This window comes from Haloprofundus sp. MHR1 (assembly GCF_005155585.1).
GTDB lineage: Archaea > Halobacteriota > Halobacteria > Halobacteriales > Haloferacaceae > Haloprofundus > Haloprofundus halophilus.
The window spans coordinates 1,001,381-1,022,284 of the sequence record NZ_CP039833.1 but is presented as its reverse complement, the minus strand read 5'-3'; the positions used below and the strand labels follow the sequence as shown (position 1 = coordinate 1,022,284).

Annotated in this window: 17 protein-coding genes; 5 read left to right on the top strand and 12 right to left on the bottom strand. The window is 67.9% G+C overall.

Going from position 1 to position 20,904, the window contains the following annotated elements:
• Positions 1–338: 338 nt before the first annotated feature.
• From FCF25_RS05155 to FCF25_RS05125, 7 genes are all read right to left on the bottom strand, one after another.
• Entirely contained in the window at positions 339–605 is a 267-nt protein-coding gene (locus FCF25_RS05155; RefSeq protein WP_117595082.1) for an elongation factor 1-beta, read from the bottom strand.
• 2 nt (positions 606–607) lie between these two features.
• Positions 608–787, bottom strand: a complete 180-nt coding sequence (locus FCF25_RS05150) for an HVO_2753 family zinc finger protein (protein ID WP_058582930.1) — start codon at positions 785–787, stop codon at positions 608–610.
• A gap of 92 nt (positions 788–879) precedes the next feature.
• Complete coding sequence (locus FCF25_RS05145; protein WP_137047533.1) at positions 880–2,154, bottom strand: tripartite tricarboxylate transporter permease; 1,275 nt, start codon at positions 2,152–2,154, stop codon at positions 880–882.
• A gap of 160 nt (positions 2,155–2,314) precedes the next feature.
• Positions 2,315–2,644 carry a 50S ribosomal protein P1 gene (gene rpl12p / locus FCF25_RS05140; protein WP_117595080.1) on the bottom strand — a complete coding sequence of 110 codons (330 nt, stop codon included), beginning with the start codon at positions 2,642–2,644 and terminating at the stop codon, positions 2,315–2,317.
• 24 nt (positions 2,645–2,668) lie between these two features.
• Positions 2,669–3,712 (bottom strand): 50S ribosomal protein L10, encoded by a 1,044-nt coding sequence (locus FCF25_RS05135; protein ID WP_137047532.1) that lies wholly within the window; start codon positions 3,710–3,712, stop codon positions 2,669–2,671.
• The gene (locus FCF25_RS05130; RefSeq protein WP_117595078.1) at positions 3,709–4,350 is read right to left on the bottom strand and encodes a 50S ribosomal protein L1; all 642 of its coding nucleotides are present in this window, start codon (positions 4,348–4,350) and stop codon (positions 3,709–3,711) included. The genes FCF25_RS05135 and FCF25_RS05130 overlap by 4 nt, the downstream gene beginning before the upstream one ends.
• A 329-nt stretch (positions 4,351–4,679) precedes the next feature.
• Positions 4,680–5,174, bottom strand: a complete 495-nt coding sequence (locus tag FCF25_RS05125; RefSeq protein ID WP_117595077.1) for a 50S ribosomal protein L11 — start codon at positions 5,172–5,174, stop codon at positions 4,680–4,682.
• Positions 5,175–5,409: 235 nt separating this feature from the next.
• Between FCF25_RS05125 and FCF25_RS05120 the strand changes: the two genes are divergently transcribed.
• From FCF25_RS05120 to FCF25_RS05110, 3 genes are all read left to right on the top strand, one after another.
• The gene (locus FCF25_RS05120; RefSeq protein ID WP_137047531.1) at positions 5,410–5,844 is read left to right on the top strand and encodes a hypothetical protein; all 435 of its coding nucleotides are present in this window, start codon (positions 5,410–5,412) and stop codon (positions 5,842–5,844) included.
• A gap of 83 nt (positions 5,845–5,927) precedes the next feature.
• Positions 5,928–6,884 (top strand): zinc-dependent metalloprotease, encoded by a 957-nt coding sequence (locus FCF25_RS05115; RefSeq protein ID WP_117595075.1) that lies wholly within the window; start codon positions 5,928–5,930, stop codon positions 6,882–6,884.
• An 85-nt stretch (positions 6,885–6,969) separates the two neighbouring features.
• Positions 6,970–9,189: a glycoside hydrolase family 3 N-terminal domain-containing protein gene (locus FCF25_RS05110; protein WP_137047530.1), complete on the top strand. Its 2,220-nt coding sequence runs from the start codon at positions 6,970–6,972 to the stop codon at positions 9,187–9,189.
• Positions 9,190–9,225: 36 nt separating this feature from the next.
• On the opposite strand, the gene FCF25_RS05105 is transcribed toward FCF25_RS05110, so the two are convergent.
• From FCF25_RS05105 to FCF25_RS05090, 4 genes are all read right to left on the bottom strand, one after another.
• The gene (locus FCF25_RS05105; RefSeq protein ID WP_254425889.1) at positions 9,226–12,879 is read right to left on the bottom strand and encodes a glucodextranase DOMON-like domain-containing protein; all 3,654 of its coding nucleotides are present in this window, start codon (positions 12,877–12,879) and stop codon (positions 9,226–9,228) included.
• A 235-nt stretch (positions 12,880–13,114) separates the two neighbouring features.
• Positions 13,115–13,330 carry a hypothetical protein gene (locus tag FCF25_RS05100; protein WP_137047529.1) on the bottom strand — a complete coding sequence of 72 codons (216 nt, stop codon included), beginning with the start codon at positions 13,328–13,330 and terminating at the stop codon, positions 13,115–13,117.
• A 126-nt stretch (positions 13,331–13,456) separates the two neighbouring features.
• On the bottom strand, positions 13,457–14,008 hold the full coding sequence (locus tag FCF25_RS05095) for a hypothetical protein (RefSeq protein ID WP_137047528.1): 552 nt from the start codon (positions 14,006–14,008) through the stop codon (positions 13,457–13,459).
• A gap of 57 nt (positions 14,009–14,065) precedes the next feature.
• Positions 14,066–14,476, bottom strand: coding sequence for a hypothetical protein (locus tag FCF25_RS05090; RefSeq protein ID WP_137047527.1), 411 nt, complete (start codon positions 14,474–14,476; stop codon positions 14,066–14,068).
• A gap of 138 nt (positions 14,477–14,614) precedes the next feature.
• On the opposite strand from FCF25_RS05090, the gene FCF25_RS05085 reads away from it, so the two are divergent.
• Positions 14,615–17,332 (top strand): AAA domain-containing protein, encoded by a 2,718-nt coding sequence (locus FCF25_RS05085; RefSeq protein WP_137047526.1) that lies wholly within the window; start codon positions 14,615–14,617, stop codon positions 17,330–17,332.
• A gap of 108 nt (positions 17,333–17,440) precedes the next feature.
• Entirely contained in the window at positions 17,441–17,947 is a 507-nt protein-coding gene (locus tag FCF25_RS05080) for a DUF6789 family protein (RefSeq protein WP_117595068.1), read from the top strand.
• A gap of 42 nt (positions 17,948–17,989) precedes the next feature.
• Here the strand turns inward: FCF25_RS05080 and FCF25_RS05075 are convergent, their stop codons facing one another.
• Positions 17,990–20,806, bottom strand: coding sequence for an ATP-dependent helicase (locus FCF25_RS05075; RefSeq protein ID WP_137047525.1), 2,817 nt, complete (start codon positions 20,804–20,806; stop codon positions 17,990–17,992).
• Between the last annotated feature and the right edge of the window lie 98 nt (positions 20,807–20,904).

Genomic DNA, 20,904 nt, shown 5'->3' with positions numbered 1-20,904 from the left:
GACACCACTTTTCGAACGCTCGACTCGAACGAACCTCGGGCTCTGGTGGCGAACAGACGGCACACCGATTCCCACGACCCACGGAGCGGCGCGCCGTGCACCCGCCTCGACCGCTCCGTGACGACTCGTCAGCGCATGGGATGTCTGGCCCCGTCTTCGGGGATAAACACTCGGAGCGGCGCGGCCGTTGTGTGGTAGCGGTCGCTCGTAGCGGTGCTGCCGGCGAACGAGAATCCGGACCGCGAGGGGGACCGTCAGGCCGCACGAACGGCCTTTCTAGTCCAGATTTTGCAAGTGGGGATGCGCTCCGCGCACTCCCCGCAGTAAAAAGGTGGGTCTTAGATGCGACCGACGTTCTCGACGGCGACGCTCTCGACGCCGTCGACGTTGCTGAACGATTCCTCGATGGCCTCCGTGCCGCCGGCGTCGTCGGGGACGATGACCGTCGGCAGGAGGGCGACGAGACCGAATGCGACTTCGTCGCGCTCGAAGCCGTTGATCTTCCCGCCCTCGGGCAGCGCGTCTTCGAGACGCTCCTGCAGTTCGTCGAGGTCGATCTCGGGGCTCTGCGGCATGACTTTCATCTTGGCGGCGACTTTCCCCATGATTACGGCCCCATGAACCCGCAGTCCGGGCACTCGTAGAGGTTGCTCTGTTTGCGGCACTTCGCACACCGGTAGATGGTCAGCCCGCAGTCCGGGCACTTGAACGACGCCGCGCTCATCCCGGCGATGTTGATGCCACAGGAGACGCACTGTCGCTCCTGTCGCTGTTCCGACTGGCTCATACCCAGACAAACCCGGCGACGACTTTTAACGATTGTCTTTCATTCCCGGTTCGTCGCCCGCCGCAGACCGCCGGACGGTGTGCGGATGCGACTCAAACGCCCAGAACGAGCGGACCGACGAGGACGCCCATCAGATGGACGCGCCGCGTACGGAGTCGCACCGGAACGAGGCCCACGAGCGAGGCGACGACGAAAACCCCGACGCCGACGAGACCGGCGAACAGCCACGAGAGCGCGACCAGGAGAACGAGTATCGTCGCCGAGACGACGGCGTAGTTCGTCCGCCCGACCACGCGGAGATAGCTGTCGCCGACGACCACGACGAGGACGAACCCCGCGAGCGCAGCGAGAGCGGTCGTCGCCAACAGCGCGGGGAGGGCCCCCGCACCGACGCCACCGCCGCCGTCTTCGAGTGCGACCATCACGCCGGTCCGCGGCGTCCCGAGCGTGACGAGGGCGAACAGCGCAAAAACCGTGTTCGACGTGTTGGCACCGCTCGACGCGACGAGAAACTCGCGCGCGCCCTCGTCGTCGACGTCCGGCACGAGCGGCAGCGACAGCACCGACGCGACAGCAGCCGATACGCCCGGCAGATATCCGACGAACGCGCCCGCGAGCGACCCGGCCCCGGCGGTCCAGCCGACCTCCCGACCGGAGAGCGCAAGCGCCGTGTCGTCCTGCGGCGGGACGCCTGCACCGTCGAACGCGTCGAGTAGCACGGGTGCGCCGAACAGCCCCGAGAACAGCGGCGCGAGCATCCCGCCGAGCGCCAGCGGTGCCTCGGGTTCCAGATCGAGCGTCGAGACGCCGAGAGCGGACGCGAGGACGAAACAGAACGCGCCTGCGAGCGCCGCACGACGAGACGGTTCGGTGACGAGCAGGAGCAAGACGACGGCCGAGAGAACGACCGGAAGGTACGCCCGGACGACCGGATACGCCTCCGTCATCAGCCACGTCACCGGCAGCGCGAGCGGTACCGCCAGCGCGACGGCGAGTACGCTACCCAACGCGGAGAGTCTGAGCGCCTCCCGCCCTCGGCCGGCGACGACGAGGCGGTGACCGGGTAGCGCCGTCGCCGCCATCGCCGGGTCGGGAACGCCGAGCGCGAGCGCCGGCACCACGTCGAGAAACGTGTGGACGACGCCGGCGGCGAGAATCGCCGCACCGACGGCGGTCTGCGACCCCGGAAGCGTCGGGCCGACCGCCGCCAGCAGTAGCGCGAAGTTGTTCGCGTGGACGCCCGGTACGAGTCCGCTCACGGTGCCGAGGCAGACGCCGCAGACGGCGAACAGCAGTAGCTCCGCCGTCGGCGCGAGCGCGAGCGTCGGGCGAACTGAGGGGACGAGTCCGACCGCGAGCGGGTCCATCCCGGTGAGTTGGGTGCGTCTTCGGATTTAAACGGTCGCGTATGCTCGGCTGACGAACGCGGTGTGTGCGAGAGTGAGCGGTCGCTCGCCGGTCGAGTGGCCAAAAAACGCGGGATGTAGTCGTCGAAGCGAGGCGGCGGAGTCGGCTGACGCGTCCGGTTTAACCGAACAGGTTGCCGAGACCCTCGCCGGAGGCCTCGTCGTCTTCTTCGTCCTCTTCGGCTTCGGCCTCGTCTTCCTCGGCCTCGTCCTCGTCGACGGTGTCGAGTTCTTCGCTGTCGGCGGAGCCACCGGCGGGCGCGGCGGCGGGTGCCGCGGCGGCCGTCTCGATGGCGTCCTCGATGTCGACGTCCTCCAGCGCGGCGACGAGCGCCTTGACGCGGGATTCCTCGACGTCGACGCCGGCGGCTTCGAGCACCGCGGTGACGTTGTCTTCGTTGATTTCTTCGCCCGTTTCGTTCAGGATGAGAGCTGCGTAAACGTATTCCATTGTTGTGTTCTCCGTTAGTGTTGATTAGCCGAACATCGCGCCGAGTGCGTCGCCGCCGTCGTCGTCTTCGTCGTCGTCGGCGTCTTCCTCGGCCGCCTGGTCGGCGTCTGCGTCTTCTTCGTCAGGCGATTCCTCCTCGGCGGACTCCTCGGCGGGCGCTGCGGGCGCTTCCACGCCGCGCAGTTCCTCCGGGAGCGCCTCTTCGTCGTCGATCTGCGCCGCGAGCGAGCGGAGCTGCGCGTCCGCCTTCGCGACGAGGTCCGGCACGAGGTCCGGTTCGGCGATAGCGGCGCTGATGCCGACGGCCTTCGCCTCGCTCGTCGCTTTGGCGATGAGCGTCGGCGCGGTCTGCGTCGTCGGGTAGACGGCGTTGACCGAGAGGTTCGTCGCCGCCGAGACGGCGGACTGGATGTCCGCGCGGTACTCGTCGACGTCGATGTCGAGGTCCTCGGGGTCGAACAGCGTGCCCTCGGAGTAGACGGCGCGCAGGTCCAGCCCCACTTCCTTCGGCTCGATGCCGAGTTCGTTCAGGACGTTCGCGAGTTCGGCGCTGACTTCCTCGCCGGTTTCGAGGACGGTGGAGTCCTCGGTCACCTTGATGGAGCCGTCCATGATGCGCGCTTGCGCGCCCACCTGCTGGAGTTCGCCGACGAACGGACCCGGGTCGACACCCGTGTCACCCTCGGGGATGACGATGTCGTTGGGCGCGATTTCGCCCGCGTTGATGGGAGCGGGCGTCTTCGACGCTTCGAGCTGTTTGTACAGCCCGAACGGGTTGTCGTTCGTGCCGACGAGCGCGACCTGTCCGTCGATGTGCTCGACGAGGTCCTCGTAGCCGCTGTCGACCTGCTCGAGCGCGCGGACGAGCAGCGTGTTGCGGCTCATCCGCACGGCGGCGCTGCCGTGCAGTTCCCGCCGCATGTTCTGTAGCTGGCGGCTGGGAATGCCGGTGACGCCGACGACACCGACCGACGCGTAGTTCTCGACGAAGTCGACGAGTTCGTCGACCTCGTCCTGTTTCCACTGCGGGATCGTCTCCGTCTTGCGGACGGATTCGCTCTCGCTCATCCGGCCACCTCCACGGAGGGGCCCATGGTGGTCTTCACGTAGATGCTGTCGATGTTCAGCGGGCCTTTCTCGAGGTCGGCTTCGAGGCGACGCACGATGACGTCGATGTTGTCCGCGATCTCCTCGGCGGACATGCTGTCTGCGCCGACGCGCGTGTGGAACGTGCGTCGGTCGCGGCTGCGAAGCTGGACCGTGTTCTTCATTCGGTTGACGACCTCGACGACGTCGTCGTCGGGCTGCAGCGGCGTCGGCATCTTCCCTCGGGGACCGAGTACGGTACCGAGGTAGCGACCGATGTCCTGCATCATGTTGGCTTCGGCGACGAAGAAGTCCGTCTCGTCCGCCAAGTCCTTGGCGGCGTCGGAGTCGTCACCGAGCTCTTCGAGGTCGTTTCCGTCGAGAACGTCGTCTGCGACGTCCTCGGCGCGGAGCGCCGTCTCTCCCGTGGCGAACACCACAATCTGGGTGTCCTGGCCGGTTCCGGACGGAAGGACGATACTCTCGTCGACACGATTCGATGGGTCGTTGAGGTCTAAGTCGCGCAGGTTAACGGCGAGGTCGACCGTCTCGCTGAAGTTGCGAGCCGGTGCCTCGTCGAGCGCGCGAGAGACCGCTTGTACGATAGAGTCGTCTGCCATTATTCACCTCCGTAGTACGCAGGAACTGCTCCTACGGGTCAGTGAAACAGGCGTCTGCCTGTCTCACTGGAAGGTGGGTCATCGCGGACTTAAAAGCGTCGAAGCGAGAGTCGGCGCGTGTGAGGCGTTCGCAGTCGATAGCGGCCGTTCGGAGGGGCTCGACGTCGTCCGTCAGACCGTGGTCGGAGACGGCGACCGCGTGAACCTGTGCCGTTCGGTCGTTTCAATCGCGCTGCTGCTCTCTCTCTAACTGCGCGAAAAGGGCGTGAAGTGGAACTACGCCGTCTGTTCTTCCGCGAGCACACTCAGGCGTTCGCTCCGCTCACGCCTCAAGCGCTCGCTTCGCTCTGCTCGGCGAGCACGTCGTCGTACTCGCCGGAGTCGACGCGCTGCTTGAACGTACGGGCGTCCTCGCCCTCGATGGTGACGCCGAGGGTGACGCAGGTGCCGCCGACTTCCTTGGCGGCGTTCTTCACGTCGTACGCCAGCAGGTCCGTGCTCTTCTGCTCGGCGATCTTCTTGACCTGCTCGACGGAGAGGTCGGCGACGAACTCCGACTGCGGCGTCCCGCTGCCGGAGTCGAAGCCCGCCTCGTCTTTGATGAGCGCCGTCGTCGGCGGCACACCGACGGAGATCTCGAACGAGCCGTCGTCCTCGTACTCGACGGTGACGGGGACTTCCATGCCGTCGAACGCGTCGGTCTGGTCGTTGATTTCCTGTACGACGGCCTGCACGTCCACCGGCGTCGGGCCGAGTTCCGGGCCGAGCGGCGGTCCGGGGTTGGCCTGCCCGCCGGGGACGAGCACTTCGATAGTTCCAGCCATATCCCGAATATTCCCGCGGCGACTTTTAACGATTGTCTTTCGGCCGCAGACGGTGTGAGGGCGTCACACGCGCGAGGCGGGGTGGGCGGGGAACCGAAGAACTGCCGTCGGCCGCGTTCCGTGTCCGTCGGTCACACGCCGGACTCGAAACCGACGATGTGCGATTTCGGTTCGCGCGACCCCCATCTGGCCCGCCACAACGTCTAAGTTCGTCCTCGTCGGATTATCTACAGCTATGGGAGACTTCACACTATTCGAGGTTCACTTGCACGACGGATTCAGCTTCAGCCCCACCAACACCGCACCCATGTTCACAGGCGAGAAAGGCGACGCCGACGAACAGGGCGATTCGACCGGGGCGAAGGGAACAGTCTCGAAACTACTCGGCAAACGCGGGGGGGCCACGAGCGACGGCGGCACCAGCGACGCGGTCGACCAGATAGAGACGGCCGCCGACGTGGAGAACCGCGAGCGCAAGGCGCGCGACGAGTCGGCGTCGGACGCCACCGAGGAAGCGGACGAGGACGCGAGCGACTCCGGTAACGGCGGTAAACTGCTCCTCTCGCTCGTGTTGGTCGTCGTCATCGCGGCGGCCGCCAAGAGCCTGATGGGCGACGACGCCGGTTTCGACGAACTCGAAGAGCTGGACGAACTCAGCGACGAAGCCTGAGCGAAGGCGTCGCCGGCGAGACGTTCCCGCCGGCGCGACACCCTCACACGAAGCGTTTTCTGCCGTGCCCACAGAGTACCCGTATGAATCTCTATCGTAGCGTCCGGGCCGTCGCGGGTGCGTCCGGAACGGGCGTTATCGACTGGGACGCGGTCGCAGACGCCGCGAAAGCCGCCACCGACCCCGGCAGTCTCGACCTCTCGACGGCGGAACGAACGGGCTACGCCGAGGACGTGCGCGACGCTCGCAGCCGCCTCCGGACGGTCGGCGACGTCGAGTTCGAACTCCCCGAGGCCATCGAAGTCCAGAACCGCCACCACTGGATAGACGCCAACATCCGCACGTTCGAGCGCGTGATGCGCCCGCTGGAGGAGCGCGCCGACGGTATCTTTCCCGGCGTCGCCCGCACGCTCAACACCGGGACGATGTCGTTCATGCTCTCGTTTCTCGGCAGCAACGTCCTCGGCCAGTACGACCCGCTCCTCCTCGCGGAGGGCGACGACGACCACGGCCTCTACTTCGTCCACCCCAACATCCGGAAGGTCGCCGACCAGTTGAACGTCGACTACCCGCGCTTTCGCCGCTGGATAGCGTTCCACGAGGTGTCGCACGCCGCGGAGTTCGGCGCGGCCCCGTGGCTCTCGGGCCACCTCGAATCCCGGATGGAGCGCGGCGTCGACGCGCTCACCGAGGGGAGCATCGACCGCGAGGCGTTCCGCGAACTCGACACGGCGATGACGGCCGTCGAGGGCTACGCGGAACTGCTGATGGACCGCGCGTTCGACGACGACTACGAGGACCTCCGGCGGAAACTCGACGCGCGCCGTCGCGGCGGCGGTCCGCTGGCGCAACTCGCGCGACGCCTCCTCGGCCTCGGACTCAAGCGCCGTCAGTACGAGCGCGGCGCGCGCTTCTTCGAGTCCGTCGCCGAGGTCCGCGGCGTCGCTGCCGCCAGCAAAGTGTGGGAGAAACCGGAGAACCTCCCGACCGACGAGGAACTCGACGACCCCGGGCTGTGGCTGGCGCGCGTCGACGCCTGAGAGCCGGCTCTCGCCTCCGCGACTCGCCACCGACGCTGCCGTCGATGCACGAACGTTCTTCACGCTCTTCTCGCTACTGTCACTCATGAGTGACGACGACGAGACGCCGCCGTACCGACGACCGGAACTCGACACCGCCGAGCGCGTTTCGGACCTCCTCGACCGGATGACCGTCGAGGAGAAGGCCGGCCAACTCGCCGGGACGTGGGGCGGCCACCTCCGCGAAGCGCAGACGTTCGAGGACGTCGCGGACGCGGTCCGCAACCACCACCTCGGCGTCGCCGCGCCGTTCGGTTGGGCCGCGCCGCTGGCGACCGACCCGACCGAAGTCGCCGAGATAGCGAACGACCTCCAGCGCGTCGCCCGCGAGGAGACGCGACTCGGGATTCCGCTGCTGTTGAACGTCGACGCGGTCCACGGCCACGCCTACGTCGCCGACACCACCGTCTTCCCGAACGGACTCGGTGCGGCGGCGACGTGGGACCCCGAGCTAATCGAAGCCGGTGCGGAAATCACCGCGAAGGAGATGCGCCGAACCGGCGCACACCAGAACTACTCGCCGACCTGCGACGTGGGACGAGAGCCCCGATGGGGGCGCATCTTCGAGACGTTCGGCGAGAGCCCGCTGCTCTGCGCGACGATGGCCGCGGCGAAGATTCGCGGCTACCAGGAGAGCGACGAACCGGTCCTCGCCACGGCGAAACACTTCCCGGCGTACAGCGAACCCGAGCGCGGCGAGGACGCCTCGCCCGTCGACGTCTCCGAGTACAAGCTCCGAAACACGTTCGTCCGACCGTTCGAGGACGCGCTCGCCGCGGGCGTCGACTCCGTGATGCCGAGCTACAACTCCGTCGACGGCGAGCCCTCCCACAGTTCCCGCCGGGTTCTCACCGGCCTGCTCCGCGACGAGCTGGGGTTCGAGGGTCACGTCGTCTCCGACTGGAACGGCGTTCGCCAGCTCGCCGACGACCACAAAACGGCAAAGAACCAGCGCGACGCCGTCCGACAGGCGCACGCCGCCGGCCTCGACGTGGCCTCCGTCGGCAGCGTCGAACACGCCGAGAACCTCGCCTCGCTGGTCGAAGCCGGCGAACTTGACGAGGAGACGCTCGACGCGAGCGTCCGCCGCGTCCTCGAACAGAAGTTCGAACTCGGCCTCTTCGAAGAGCCCTACGTCGACGCCGACGAGGCGAGCGAGACGGTCGGCACCGACGACCACCGCGAGGTCGCCCGCGAGGCCGCCCGCGCCAGCGTGACGCTGCTGAAAAACGACGGCGTCCTCCCGCTGTCGGGCGACGAGAGTATCTTCGTCGGCGGGCCGAACGCCGACGACATGATCCACCAGCTCGGCGGCTGGAGCGTCCTCGACGCCGACGACGCCGCGGGCGAGACGGTTCTGGAGGCGCTCCGCGCGAAAAGTGAGAACCGCGACGCGACGGTGACCTACGAACGGGGCGCGACGCTCGACGGGACGCTCGACGTGGACGCCGCCGTCGAGAAGGCCGCAGAAGCGGACGTAGCCGTGTTGGCGCTCGGCGAGGGCTGGTACCTCCACGAGTTCGGCCCCGCCGCGCAGGCGGGCGTCGAGACCGGCGAGTGGCCGACGCGCGCCGAACTTCGGCTCTCGGAGGCCCAGCGCGAACTCGCGCGCCGCGTCCACGAGACCGGGACGCCGGTCGTCGGCGTGCTCGTCACCGGCCGCCCGCTCGCCGTCGAGTGGCTCGACCACAACGCCGCGGGTCTGCTGATGGCGTACTACCCCGGTACTGAAGGCGGCCGCGCTGTCGCCGAGACGCTGTTCGGCGAGAACGACCCGCGAGGGCGACTCCCCGTCTCGATTCCGCGGTCGACCGGTGACCTGCCCCAGACTCACGATTACCTCGCGCACCCGCGACCTATCGGCGACGACGAGCACCCGCCGTCGTACGACCCGCTGTACGAGTTCGGGCACGGACTGAGCTACACGACGTTCGAGTACGACGACATCGAGGTCGAAAACAACGAAATCGGGAACAGAGACGAACTCGACGTGACGGTCACCGTCTCGAACACCGGCGACCGACCGGGAACCGAGACGGTCCACGTGTACGCCCACCAGGAGGTGAGTTCGCGCGTCCGCCCGGAGCGCTGGCTGGTCGGCTTCGGACAGGTGTCGGTCGACCCCGGCGAGTCGGCGTCGCTCACGGTGTCGATTCCGGCCGAGGAGTTCGGCTTCTACAAGCCCCGCGAGGGTCGCGTCGTCGAGTCCGGCGAGTACCGGGTGTTCGTCGGCGACGACGAGGCGTCGTTCGAGGTCGCGGAGTAGCGGCGGGCCGAGTCGCGCGACGCGACGGAGCGTCGCTCAGTTGCCGTCCGGTTTCCCCTTCGAGTCGTCGTTGCCGCCGTCGCTGCGACCGCCGTCGCCGCGACCGCCGTTGCCGCGACCGCCGTTGCCGCGACCGCCGTTGCCGCGACCATCGTCGCCGCGACCACCGACGACGCGGACCGTCGCCTCGCCGCGAACCGGCGTGCCGTCGTCCGTCTCGCCGACGAGGACGAGCGTCTCCGTCTCCGCGCCGACGCCGGTCTCCTGCGTCCGGAAGTGGTATCTTCCGCCTTCGTGCCCGCCGTGGTCCGGCGTCGCGCCCTCACCGTCGTCGACGCGTTCCGACGTGCCGAACCTGACGGTCTCGGGGTCGAGCGTCGCGTCGCTGTCGACCGACACCGGAATCACGCCCCTCGATTTGGGGTTGACGGTCGACTCGACCACGACCTCGACGCGCTCGGCGACGAGCCCCGACTCGACGGCGACGTACGGAATCTCCGCCGGGCCGTCGTCGTAGGCCAGCGCCGCCGACTGCGAGACGCCCTCGGGCGTCAGCAGGTCGAGAACGTTCGGGTTGCTGTCGTCGTCCTCGCCGCCGCCGAAGACGTAGCCGCCCGCCTCGGCGACGACGGGGCGGATTCGACCGGCGCTGAACCCGTCCTGACCGAGGACGAGCGGCGCGAACTCCCGCTCCGTGAGGTCGCCGACGGCCGACTTGGGAACGTCGAACTTCACGGCGTCCGCGTCGGCGTAGGCGACGACGTCGACGTCCTCGGTGACGACGCTGCCGTCGGCGGCTTCGACGCGCGGGGGGAACTCCCCGGTGAACCCCTCGACGACGATGCGCGCGTCGTGCGGCGCTTCGAGCGTCGCGTCGACGCCCTCCCGCGCCGCCGTCGACCCGCCGTCGGCTCCCTCGCCGGTCGCGCGCAGGTAGACGTGGAACGTCTGCAGCGAGAAGCCGGCGTCGCCGCCGAAGGGGTCCGTCAGCTCGTCGAGCGTAACGAGGAACTGGTAGCGGTCGTCGGTCTCGAACAGTTCCACGCGCCGGAGGTCGAACGCGCCGTCGACGAACGCCTCGTTCGTCGGGTAGACGTAGCTGCCGGGGCCGTCGTCGTCGCCTTCGGGGTCGTCGAAGCTCGCCACCGGGTCGCCGACGGCGACGCGCGTCACCGTCTCGCGGACGACCGCCGTCCCGGTATCGACCAGCGAGTCGGCGTCGCTGCCGGCGACGACGGTGACGGCGTTCCGGCCGTCCTCGACCGCCACGTCGACGGCGAACGACCCGCCGTCGGCGACGACGCTCTCGACCGGCGTCCGGACGACGACCGTCGCGCCGTCGGTGTCGCCCTCGACGCGGACCGTCTCCCCGTCGGTCGTCGAGGGAATCGACGCCGACAGCGACGGCGATTCGGGGGTCTCACTCTCGACGTACCGCTGCCGGACGAACGCGGGCGTCTCGACGGGTTCGCCCGCGTCGATTCCGTGCGCGAGGCGAACGAACTGCGCCATGCTCCACGACAGCGGCGTCGCCGACCCGGTGCCCTCGCCGAACTGCCAGTTGTAGTCGGTGGGCTCGGGCACGTCCCACACCTGCTCGGGAATCATGTCGGCGTCGTTGGCGAACCCCCGCATCGTGTCGAGCAGCGCGGCGGGGTCTTCGTCGCCCGCGAGCAGTTCGTACTCGGCGCGCTCGCCGGTGAAGATGGGCCACAGCCGACCTTTACCGGCGTTGTCGAGCGACCAGGGCGCGCCGCGCGGGTAGCTCCCGTCGTTCGGTCCCTGCTCGCCGTAGCCGTCGCCGTTGTACCGGTAGAAGCCGGGGCCGTTCGGCGTCTCGACGCGGATAGTGTCGTCGACGACGGCCAGCGAGTTGCGAATCACCTCGTCGTCCCACGGCTTGATTCCCAGTCGCGTGAGCTCGAGGAAGCCCGCGTCGACGACGTTGCGCTCGTCGAGCGTCGGGCCGCCGTTGGCGAGGCCGCGGTCGTCGCCGTCCTCGGGGTCGCGGTCGTCGTTGACGCGGAAGTAGTACGGCGTCCGCGTGTGCTCGTCCGTCCCGGTCTCGGTGGCGGTCCACTCCTCGACGTTCGCGGTCCAGTCGTCGGCCAGCGCCAGCCAGACGAGCGCGTCGGCCGCTCGCCCCTCGTCGTCGGCGAGGCTCGCGGCGCAGGCCAGCCCCGCGATCTCGGCGGCGATGGTCGACGGCGAGTAGCCCGACTCCTCCTCCCAGCGCTCCTGGGCGCTCTCGGGACCGTTGTCGGCGACGTAGTTCGCCGAGCGGCGGACGTTCTCGTAGTCGTAGTTCGCCGCTGAGAAGTCGATGCCGTGGCGCTCCGCGAGCTGGTACGCCATCACCTGCGGGAAGGAGATGTTGTCCATCTGCTCGCCGCCCCAGCGGGTCCGCCCGTCGATGTAGGTGTTCTGCGGGATGAACCCCCGCTCGTCCTGCTGGTACTCGTAGATGTACTCGGTCGCTTCGAGGGCGCTGTCGACGTCGCCGGCGGCGAGATACGCGGTGAACACCTGGTAGAGGTCGCGCGCCCAGACGTAGTTGTAGCCGTAGTCCCGCGGTTCGTTCGCGTTCACCGCCACGCCCCACGGCACCGACGGACTCGCCAGCCCCGCGCCGGCGAACGTCTTGTCGTCGACGGCTTTCAGCTCCATCGCCGCCGCGCGGTACTGCGAGGCGAGGTCGGCGTCGAGCCACGCCGGCGGGTCGGGCACGTAGTCGCGCCACGAGGCGACGTAGTCCGCGCGGACCGCGTCGTAGCCGCGGGCGAGCGACTCGCGCGCGACGGACTCGGCGTCGGCGACGCCCTCCTCGCCGCCCTCCGCGAAGCCGAGCGCCACCGTCTCCGAGAGCGAGTCGACGCCCGTCCCGAGGCGACCGACGAGCGCGACGTTGCCGTCCTCGGCGCGGTCGTAGCGCGTCGCGTCGTCGCCGTCGGTCAGAAGCGGCGAGAGGCTGTCGCCGCCGACGAAGTCGACGGTGGTCCAGTCGAAGCCCGAGTCGGAGACGACCGCCGAAGCGACGTTGTACGGGTCGCCGTTCTCGTCGAGGATGACCGCCTCGTCGTCGTTGTCGTCGGTGTCGAAGCCGGCGAGCGCGTCCGAGTCGGTGACCAGCGCCGTGTCGGCCACCCCGCTGTTCGAGAGCGCGGCGTCGACGAGCAGATACACGTCGTACTCGGCGCTCGACTCGAACGACACGTCGGCGAGGATGGCGTCGTTCTCGGCGTCGGCGGCGTACTCCAGTTCGACGGTCCAGTCGCGGTCGACGGCCGAAACCGTCTGCCGAAACAACAGCGCGTCGTCCTCGACGCGTTCGGTTCGTCGCTCGACGGGGTCCGCGCCGGTGTCGTCGTCGGTGCGGTCGACGTTGTACGTCCGCGCGACGTAGCCGTCGCCGTCGGCGACGACCACGTCGACCGAGCGCAGGCACATCAGGTCGACGCGGGGGAAGCGCGGTTCGGTCAGCGCGCCCTCGGTGAGCGTGAACCAGACGTGGGAAGCGTCGGAGTCGCCGTGGTCGGCGACGGTGCCGACGCCGTACTTCTCGCCGGTCGTCCAGAACGAGTCCGACCCCGGCGCACCCGGGGCGGTGCCCGCCGCCGTAGCCCGCGGAACGCCCGCCAGCGAGACGGTACCGGTCGCAGCGACACCCTGCAGGAACTGTCTCCGTTGCATGACTAACATTCGTGAGGAAATGCTACCTCATTAATGTTTTGCAGGTTCCCTCGGTTTCAAAATAACGTACTCGACCGGTAGTCGTAACTCGTCCATCGGTGCGCAATCGACCTCGCGGAGACGAGAGCCAATCAGAGACGCGAACGTGAGCGACAGACGTGTGAACGAGAGGCGGGAGAACGAACGGAGACGACGGCCGCGGCCACCGCGGTTTTCGTGGAGACGACGACTGCGGTCACCGCGGCTCTTGTCGGAACGAGCGGACGAGAAACACCAGCAACAGCCAGCCGAGGAGAAGCCCGCCGAGAATCGAGAGCCCGAGTTCGACGGGAGTGGGGTCGACCTGCAGGGCGATGAGACCGCCGGACGCGCCGACGAGGAGGACGAAGAACAGTTTCAGTCGAAAGGAGGCGGCGTCGCGCTCGTCGTCCGAGAGGCTTGGACCGACCATCAGTCGCGTCCGCCTCCGCAGTCGTCGGTCGAACGCCTCGCGTCGAAACGGTTCATACGGATGCCAGGGCGCGGAGGCGTTTTAACGCTACTCACTGTCGCCGACCGCGCCCCTCCGACGTACCGCTCACTGGAACCCGCGGCCGACCTCGTCTTCGTCCACGAGGTCGTCGAGTTCGGCGTCGAGCAGGCGCTCGGCCTCCTCGAACTCGTCGCCGAAGGCGTCCAGCGAGTCGGGGCGCTCCTCGGGGTCGAACTCCATCGGGCCGAACGCGGGGCTGTCGAGCGCCTCCATCAGGTCGGTGAAGAGGTCGTCCGGCGTCGTCGGCGCGTCGCCGTGGACCCGGACCGTCTCCCGGACGCGCTTGGCCATCGTCTTCGCGTGTTCGTCGTCCTCCGGCGGGTTCTGGACGGCGAACCGTCCCGCGCTCTCGCGGTTCGGTAGCAGCGGTTCGATGCCGTCGTCGACCTTCCGGGCGACTCGCGCGCCGACGCCGCGGAGCTCGTAGGGGTTCTTCGCGTACGTCTTAAGGAAGTAAACACCCCGACGGGGGTGGCCGAGCACGAGGTCCTCGCCGACGCCCTCGCGGCGGCGGCCGGCGACCGCTCGCCAGTCCTCGCCGTCGCTGCCGTCGGCGGTCACCTCTTCGAGGACGTCTCGCCACGCTCTCACGCGCATGGGTCGCGTTGGCGTGCCGCTCGAATGAGTGTGTCGGTCGGACAGTCCGGTTCGGTATCAGTCAGCGAACGTCAGTTCCCTCGTCAGGAGGAACGCGCCGATTCCCAGGAGCGCGTACGTGACGAGAGACGTGTCGCCCTCGACGAGTCTGACTGCGCCCCACGCGACGGCCCCGGCGTAGAGGGCGATGCGAAACCGGCGGGTCTGCATCGCGTCCGCGACGACGCCGTAGGCGACGACGGCGACGACGTAGAGGCTCACCACGATCTCGGGGAGCGCGCTCGCGCCCTCGACTTGGAACTGTAGCACCGTCGTCACGGCGACGAAGCCGAGCATCCCCAGGAGCAGCAGTCGCCACTTCCGGCCGAACTGCAGGGCCGTCTCGTCGTCGCCGGCCGTTCGAGCGTCCGAATCCGCTCTCGCTTCGTCGGCGCCTGCGCTCCGGCCGGTGCGCTCCGGTTCACTCATCGGTGTCGTCCGCCTCGTACCCGTCGTTACCTTCGCTCGCGTCGCACATACCCGACTCTCGGTTCGGCGACGCCTTCGGTACTCCGGTTTTCGCGACGACCGACAGGGTTTTTCAGACACGGGGCACAGAGCCTCGTAGTGAACGTACGCGGTCACATCGTCGCCGTCGACGGTCCCCGGACGGTCGAGACGAAGTACGGCGAACGCAACGTCGCCGACCTCGCGGTCCGACCGACCGGCGAGAACGCCGAGACGCTCCTCGACGGCGACGAGTCGGTGACGGTGACGCTCTGGGGGAAGTGGACCCACACCGCCGAGCACGCCGACGAAGGGATGGAACTGCTGCTGACGGAGGCGGAGCCGAACGAGTACCAAGGCGAGGTGAGCTACACGACCGGCTCCGACTCTTACGTCGTCCTCGAACCCGGCTTCCTCGTCAACGTGACCGACATCCGCTCGTGGGTGCAGTGCCCGCGGATGTACTACCTGAACAAGCTGTCGGGCATCCCGCTCAACTACCCCGTGGTGAAGGGGACCATCGTCCACGAGGTGTTCGGCGACCTGCTCCGGGGCTGTGACCTCGACGACGCCATCTCCGACCGCGTCGCCGAGGCGGGGCTCCAACTCGGCTTGCTCGGCCGCGAGCGAAAAGAGGTGGAGGACGAGGTCCGAAGAAACGCCGCCGCCATCGAGGGCTGGCTGGCGCAGGGAACACTCACCGACGGCGAGACGTCGGCAGACGTCTCACCGGAGTGGGATGGTAGTCCCATGGAGGACGAGTGGCGCTCGGAGTACACCCTCATCAGCCCCACCTTCGGCGTGAAGGGTCGCGCCGACGCGCTCCGACGCGGGTCGCCCGTCGAACTCAAGACGGGCAAGAACCTCAAGCGCGACCCCAGATTCCAGGACAAGATTCAGGCGGCCTGCTACGCGCTGTTGCTCGAAGAACGCGGCGTCCCCGTCGACACTGGAACTCTTCTCTACACGAAGAACACGGCGCTGGACCGTTCCGAGGAGACGGGCGACCTCTCGCCCGCGAAGGACTTCTCCATCGGCAAAGGCCTGCTCGACTTCGTCGTCCGCACCCGCAACGAAATCGCGGCGATGGAGTACCACGGCGACGTGCCGACCGGGTTCGAGGCCGACGCGAAGTGTCAGTATTGCTTCGAGCAGGACACCTGCATGGTCGTCTCCGGCCGCCTGAACCAGCGCTCGAAAGCCGGGCAGATCGGCAAAGCGCTCCCCGACGACGAACTCGACTACTTCCGGCGATTCTACGACGCCATCGAGGAGGAGCGCCGCGAGACGCACGAGGAGTACCGGAAGCTGTGGGAGCAGACGGCCGAAGAACGCGCCGAGGACGACAGAGCGGTCGTCGGTCTCGAACCGCTCGGTCGCCGGGAGCTGCCGGGCGGACGCTGGGAACTCCGCGCGAGGAAGACCGACGACGCCGTCTCGAAACTCCGCGAGGGCGACGTGGCGCTCGCATCAGACGGCGACCCCGTAGCGGGGCACGCGGAGTTGTGCCGAATCCAGACGCTCGGCGGCGAAGTCGTCGTCACCACCGACGAACCCGTCGACCTCTGCCGTCTCGACGTGTACCCCTCGGACCTCTCGGTCGACCGGATGCTCACCGCGCTGCACGACGCGCTGTTGAAGGGCGACGAAGAGCGAAAAGACGTCCTGTTCGGCCGCCGAGAACCCGAGTTCCGAGACGACGAGACGACGTACATCGACAACAACGAGGCGCAGAACGCGGCGGTCAACTTAGCGGTGAACGCCGAGGACTGCGCGCTCGTCCACGGACCGCCGGGAACCGGGAAGACGTACACCATCGCCCGGACGATTCGCGCGTTAGTCGAGCGAGGCGACCGAGTGCTGCTCACCGCCTTCACGAACCGCGCCGTCGACAACGCGCTCGAAGCGCTGCGCGAGCAAGGGTTCGAGGATATAGTCAGGGTCGGTACCGAGAACGGCGTCCGCGACGACATGCAGGACCTCCGCCTCGTGCGCGACGGCGACCCGAACGAGCGTGCGGCGGAACTCGACGGAGCGAGCGTCGTCGCCGCCACCACCGCCTCCTGCGGGTCGCGCATCCTCCGCGAGCAGGCGTTTGACGCGGCGCTCGTCGACGAGGCGTCGCAACTGACCGAACCGGGGACGCTCGCGGCGCTCAACCTCGCCGAGCGGTTCGTCCTCGTCGGCGACCACGAGCAACTGCCGCCCGTCGTCCGCGCAGAGAACGACCTCCAAAAGTCGCTGTTCGAGCGCCTCATCGACGCCTACCCGGAGGCGTCGGTGATGCTCGACCGCCAGTACCGGATGGCCCAGCGGATTCAGGCGTTCTCCTCGACCGAGTTCTACGACGGTCAACTCCGCCCGGCGACGGGCGAGGTGGCAGCCCAGCGGCTCTCGGACCTGCCGGGCGTCGACGAGTCGAGGCTCCCCGAGGAACTCCGCGGCGGCGTCTCGTTCGTCGACCCCGACGGTCGAAGGGAGGGCAACGCCAACCCGACGGAAGCCGACCGGGTCGCGGAAGTCGTCGAGTCGTTCGTCGCGGCGGGCGTCGACCCCGACGATATCGGCGTCATCGCGCCGTTCCGCGCGCAGGTCGCCGAACTCACGAAGCGCCTCGACGTGACCGTCGACACCGTCGACCGATTCCAGGGTTCCAGCGAGGAGGTCATCGTCGTCTCCTTCGTCGCCACCGGCGAGTTGGACGGGCCGCTGTTCGAGGACTACCGCCGGGTGAACGTCGCGCTCACGCGGGCGAAGAAGTCGCTCGTGCTCGTCGGCGACGCCGAGGCGCTGGGCTCCGACGCCTTCTACGCCCGAATGCTCGACTGGGCGCGGTGAGACCGGCGTCTCGTTCGTGTCCCGCGCGAGAGTGTAATCCGCTCACGACAGTCTCTCGTACTCGAATTCGCGCGAACGCTTTTGCTCCGCGCATCCTACTATCGGAGTATGTCGAACGGCTCGGATAATCCGGCGATGACAGACACCGGCGTAACCCAGGAGACCCCTGACCAGGAGGCGGGACTGAGTCTCGACATGGTGACCGTCGCCGCCGGAGCCGGATTCGGCGGGATGGTCGCGATGACGCCGATACTCGTCGTCGGCATCCTCTTGGGCGTGCTCGAACCGGCGGCGTTCGCGGGGCTGGCCGAGATCGTGATGCTCGGCGATAGCTTCCTCATCGGGTCGTTCATCTTCGTCGGGGGCGGGATGACGACGCTCCCGCTGCTGTTCGTCTCGCTGGCGGTGTTCCTGCCCGGAAAGACGCTCGCGCGCCGCGGCGTCTCCTACGCGACCATCGTCTGGACGGGGTTCGCCATCGCGTTCTACTCCGAGCAGACGGGCGCGACGCTGGCGGGCTACCTCGTGCTCACGCTCGTCGCCCACTGGGTGTACGGCTACGTCCTCGGCTATCTCTACAACCGCTACGCGGCGATTCCGCAGTACGAGGTCTGAGACGGTACCCCGCGGTTCGCCGAGTACGCTATTTTTCGCGTCTCAGTTGTCGGTTCCGGTGGCGTCCGAGCGGAGCCGTTCGAGTTCGTCGTCCTCGCCCAGTTCGTCGAGGACGCGCGCGTGGAACTCCCTGAGCACCGCCGACTCGTCCTCGGCGAGCACCACGTCGCTGGCCATCAGCGTAGCGAGGCCGAACGCCCGCGGCGACGGCGAGGACAGTTCGCGGTGGGTCACACTCACGTCGCCCGCTCGTACCCCTCGAAGCACCTCGACTATCCCGGCGACGTTGAGTTTGTCCTCGATTATCTCCCGGTAGGTCTCCTCCATCACGGCGAAGGCGTCGAGGTCCTCGGCGAACGACAGCAGCATCTCCGAGGACACCTGCTGTTGGGCGGCGGTCTTCTCGTACCCCTTGTACCGCTTCAGAATCATCAGCGAGCGCGTCGCGTTGATTCGGAAGTAGCGTTTCAGGAGGTCCGTCCCGGTGAGCGCCCGTCGGAGCTCCTCGCGGACGGTCTCGGGGTCCAACGACCGAATCGCGTCCGCTACGTCCACCTTCCGATTCAGCGGCATCGAGACGGTGAAGCCGTTGTCGGCGACGGCGACTTTGACGTTCGCGTTCGAGCGTCGGGCGCAGCGGGCGGCGACGAGACGCGAGAGGCCGTCGTTGAACCTCCGGCCGTAGTTCGAGTGGACGTAGAAGTTGCGGCGGTACTCGTCCCTGTCGAGCACCTCCTCGACGGCGAGCCGAGAGCCGGTGCTCACCGTCTCCGGGCCGCCGTAGCGGACCTGTTCGTCGAACGTCCGGGCGACGGCGCGGACGCTGTTCTCGTCCATCGGGAACTCGCGGAGCCACGTGCGGACGCCGGGGCGGCCGCCGCTGGCCAACCGCGCGAGCAGTTCGCCCTGGAACGCCAGAATCTCGCGACCGAGGTCGTACGACAGCGGCAGGCGCTCGGAGAACCACGAGGGGACCGTCGGCCGCGACGACGTGGGGTCGACGTACACTTTCGAGCCGCGGCGGTAGCTGAACTCGAAGTTCGACCCGCCGAGCACGAACACGTCGCCCTTCTCGAGGGTGTCGAGGTAGTTCTCGTCCAGATTGCCGACCCACTCCTTCGACCCGCGGACGTACACGTCGCAGGTGAAGGAGTCCGGAATCGTGCCGATGTTCGTCATGTAGATGACGCGGGCCAACCGCCCGCGTTTGCCGATTAGCGGTTCGCCCACGTCGAACTCCTCGTAGTGGTGATTTTCGTCGGACGGATCGTCCGACGACGTTCGCGAGCCGTCGGATCGCTCACTTCCGTCGGGCGCGTCGTTGGTGTCGCGCCAGATTTTCGCGTAGACGTTCTTCTCCTCGAGCCCCGCGTAGTCGGCGGTGAGATACGCCATCAACCGCTCCCACTCCGCCTCGGAGAAGTCGCGGTACGGGTACGCCCGCCGGAGCGTCGCCTTCACCTCCGCCTCGCGCTTCACCCCGTTTATCGCCATCCCGTACACGTGCTGGCTCGCCACGTCGTAGGCGTTCTCGGGGACGAACACCCGGTCGACGAACCCCTCCTCGGCCTTCTTGAGCATCACCGCGCACTCGACGAGTTCGTCGCGGTCCAGCGCGACGACGCGCCCTCGAACCGTCTGTCCGAGGCGGTGGCCCGCGCGACCGACGCGCTGGAGCAGCGAGGCGACTGACTTCGGCGACCCGACCTGCACGACGAGGTCGACGTGCGGCATGTCGATACCGAGTTCGAGGCTCGTCGACGTCGTCACCACGTCCAGTTCGCCGGCTTTCAGCTGTCGCTCTATCTCCTGTCTCCGGTCCTTCGAGAGCGACCCGTGGTGACACCCGGAGTTCGACTCGTCGAAGGTCTTCGGAGACCTCTCCCGGAGGTTCCGCAGCACTCGCTCCGCGCCCGACCGGGTGTTCGTGAACACGAGCGTGTTCGTGTGCGACGTGACGAGTTCGTGCAGGCGGTCGTAGAACCGCTCCTGGACCTCCTGCCGCGGCGTGTCGACGAGGTCGTCGGTCGGACACTCCAGTCGAACGTCGAACTCGCGGACGAACCGCGTGTCGACGATCTCGTACTCTCGGGGCTCGCCGTCCTCCTCGCCGACGAGGAACTCCGCCATCGTCGACAGCGGTTCGACGGTGGCCGAACAGCCGATGCGCGTCGGCGACGACTCGGTCATGTTTTCGAGCCGTTCGAGCGACACCGACAGGTGCGTCCCGCGCTTGTTCTCCGCGAGGCTGTGAATCTCGTCGACGACGACGTACTCCACCGTCCGGAGTTTCTCCTTGAACTTCGGCGAGTTCAGCAGGATGGCGAGCGTCTCCGGCGTCGTGTTGAGGATGTGCGGCGTCTCTTCGAGCATCCTCTGCCGGTCGGCGGAGTCGGTGTCGCCGTGGCGGATAGCGTGGCGGAGTTCGACGTCGACGCCGCGGTCGGCCATCCGCTCGGTGATTCCCTCCAGCGGGACCTCCAGATTCCGGTGGATGTCGTTCGCGAGCGACTTCAGCGGCGAGACGTACAGACAGTACACCGAGTTCTTTAGCCCCGCTTCCTCCTCTCTGTCCCGCCGGAACAGTTCGTCGATGATGGCGGTGAAGGAAGCCAGCGTCTTACCGGAACCCGTCGGCGCGCAGATGAGCGCGTTCTCCCGCTCGTGGATGAGCGGCACCGCCTCGCGCTGCGGCGGGGTGAAGAAACCGCCGTTGCCGGGGACGTACTCGCCGAACTGGTCGACCCACCACTCTCGGACCGCCGGCTCCAACAGGTCGAGCACCGACTCGTCCTCGATGGTCACCGCCTCGGCGTCGAAATCGACACCCGACGCCGCCAACAGCTCCCGACCACTCATTGATTCTTCTGAGAACCGAGGGGGTAAGTGGGTTGTGCCGTACGTCTCCGACGCCTCCAGCCGTCGCCGCGCCGCGGCGCTGCACGTACTATCATGGA

Bases quoted from the DNA above. Each gene is read 5' to 3' on its own strand.
- FCF25_RS05155 (WP_117595082.1), bottom strand. From the start codon at position 605: ATGGGGAAAGTCGCCGCCAAGATGAAAGTCATGCCGCAGAGCCCCGAG.
- FCF25_RS05150 (WP_058582930.1), bottom strand. From the start codon at position 787: ATGAGCCAGTCGGAACAGCGACAGGAGCGACAGTGCGTCTCCTGTGGC.
- FCF25_RS05145 (WP_137047533.1), bottom strand. From the start codon at position 2,154: ATGGACCCGCTCGCGGTCGGACTCGTCCCCTCAGTTCGCCCGACGCTC.
- rpl12p (WP_117595080.1), bottom strand. From the start codon at position 2,644: ATGGAATACGTTTACGCAGCTCTCATCCTGAACGAAACGGGCGAAGAA.
- FCF25_RS05135 (WP_137047532.1), bottom strand. From the start codon at position 3,712: ATGAGCGAGAGCGAATCCGTCCGCAAGACGGAGACGATCCCGCAGTGG.
- FCF25_RS05130 (WP_117595078.1), bottom strand. From the start codon at position 4,350: ATGGCAGACGACTCTATCGTACAAGCGGTCTCTCGCGCGCTCGACGAG.
- FCF25_RS05125 (WP_117595077.1), bottom strand. From the start codon at position 5,174: ATGGCTGGAACTATCGAAGTGCTCGTCCCCGGCGGGCAGGCCAACCCC.
- FCF25_RS05120 (WP_137047531.1), top strand. From the start codon at position 5,410: ATGGGAGACTTCACACTATTCGAGGTTCACTTGCACGACGGATTCAGC.
- FCF25_RS05115 (WP_117595075.1), top strand. From the start codon at position 5,928: ATGAATCTCTATCGTAGCGTCCGGGCCGTCGCGGGTGCGTCCGGAACG.
- FCF25_RS05110 (WP_137047530.1), top strand. From the start codon at position 6,970: ATGAGTGACGACGACGAGACGCCGCCGTACCGACGACCGGAACTCGAC.
- FCF25_RS05105 (WP_254425889.1), bottom strand. From the start codon at position 12,879: ATGCAACGGAGACAGTTCCTGCAGGGTGTCGCTGCGACCGGTACCGTC.
- FCF25_RS05100 (WP_137047529.1), bottom strand. From the start codon at position 13,330: ATGGTCGGTCCAAGCCTCTCGGACGACGAGCGCGACGCCGCCTCCTTT.
- FCF25_RS05095 (WP_137047528.1), bottom strand. From the start codon at position 14,008: ATGCGCGTGAGAGCGTGGCGAGACGTCCTCGAAGAGGTGACCGCCGAC.
- FCF25_RS05090 (WP_137047527.1), bottom strand. From the start codon at position 14,476: ATGAGTGAACCGGAGCGCACCGGCCGGAGCGCAGGCGCCGACGAAGCG.
- FCF25_RS05080 (WP_117595068.1), top strand. From the start codon at position 17,441: ATGTCGAACGGCTCGGATAATCCGGCGATGACAGACACCGGCGTAACC.
- FCF25_RS05075 (WP_137047525.1), bottom strand. From the start codon at position 20,806: ATGAGTGGTCGGGAGCTGTTGGCGGCGTCGGGTGTCGATTTCGACGCC.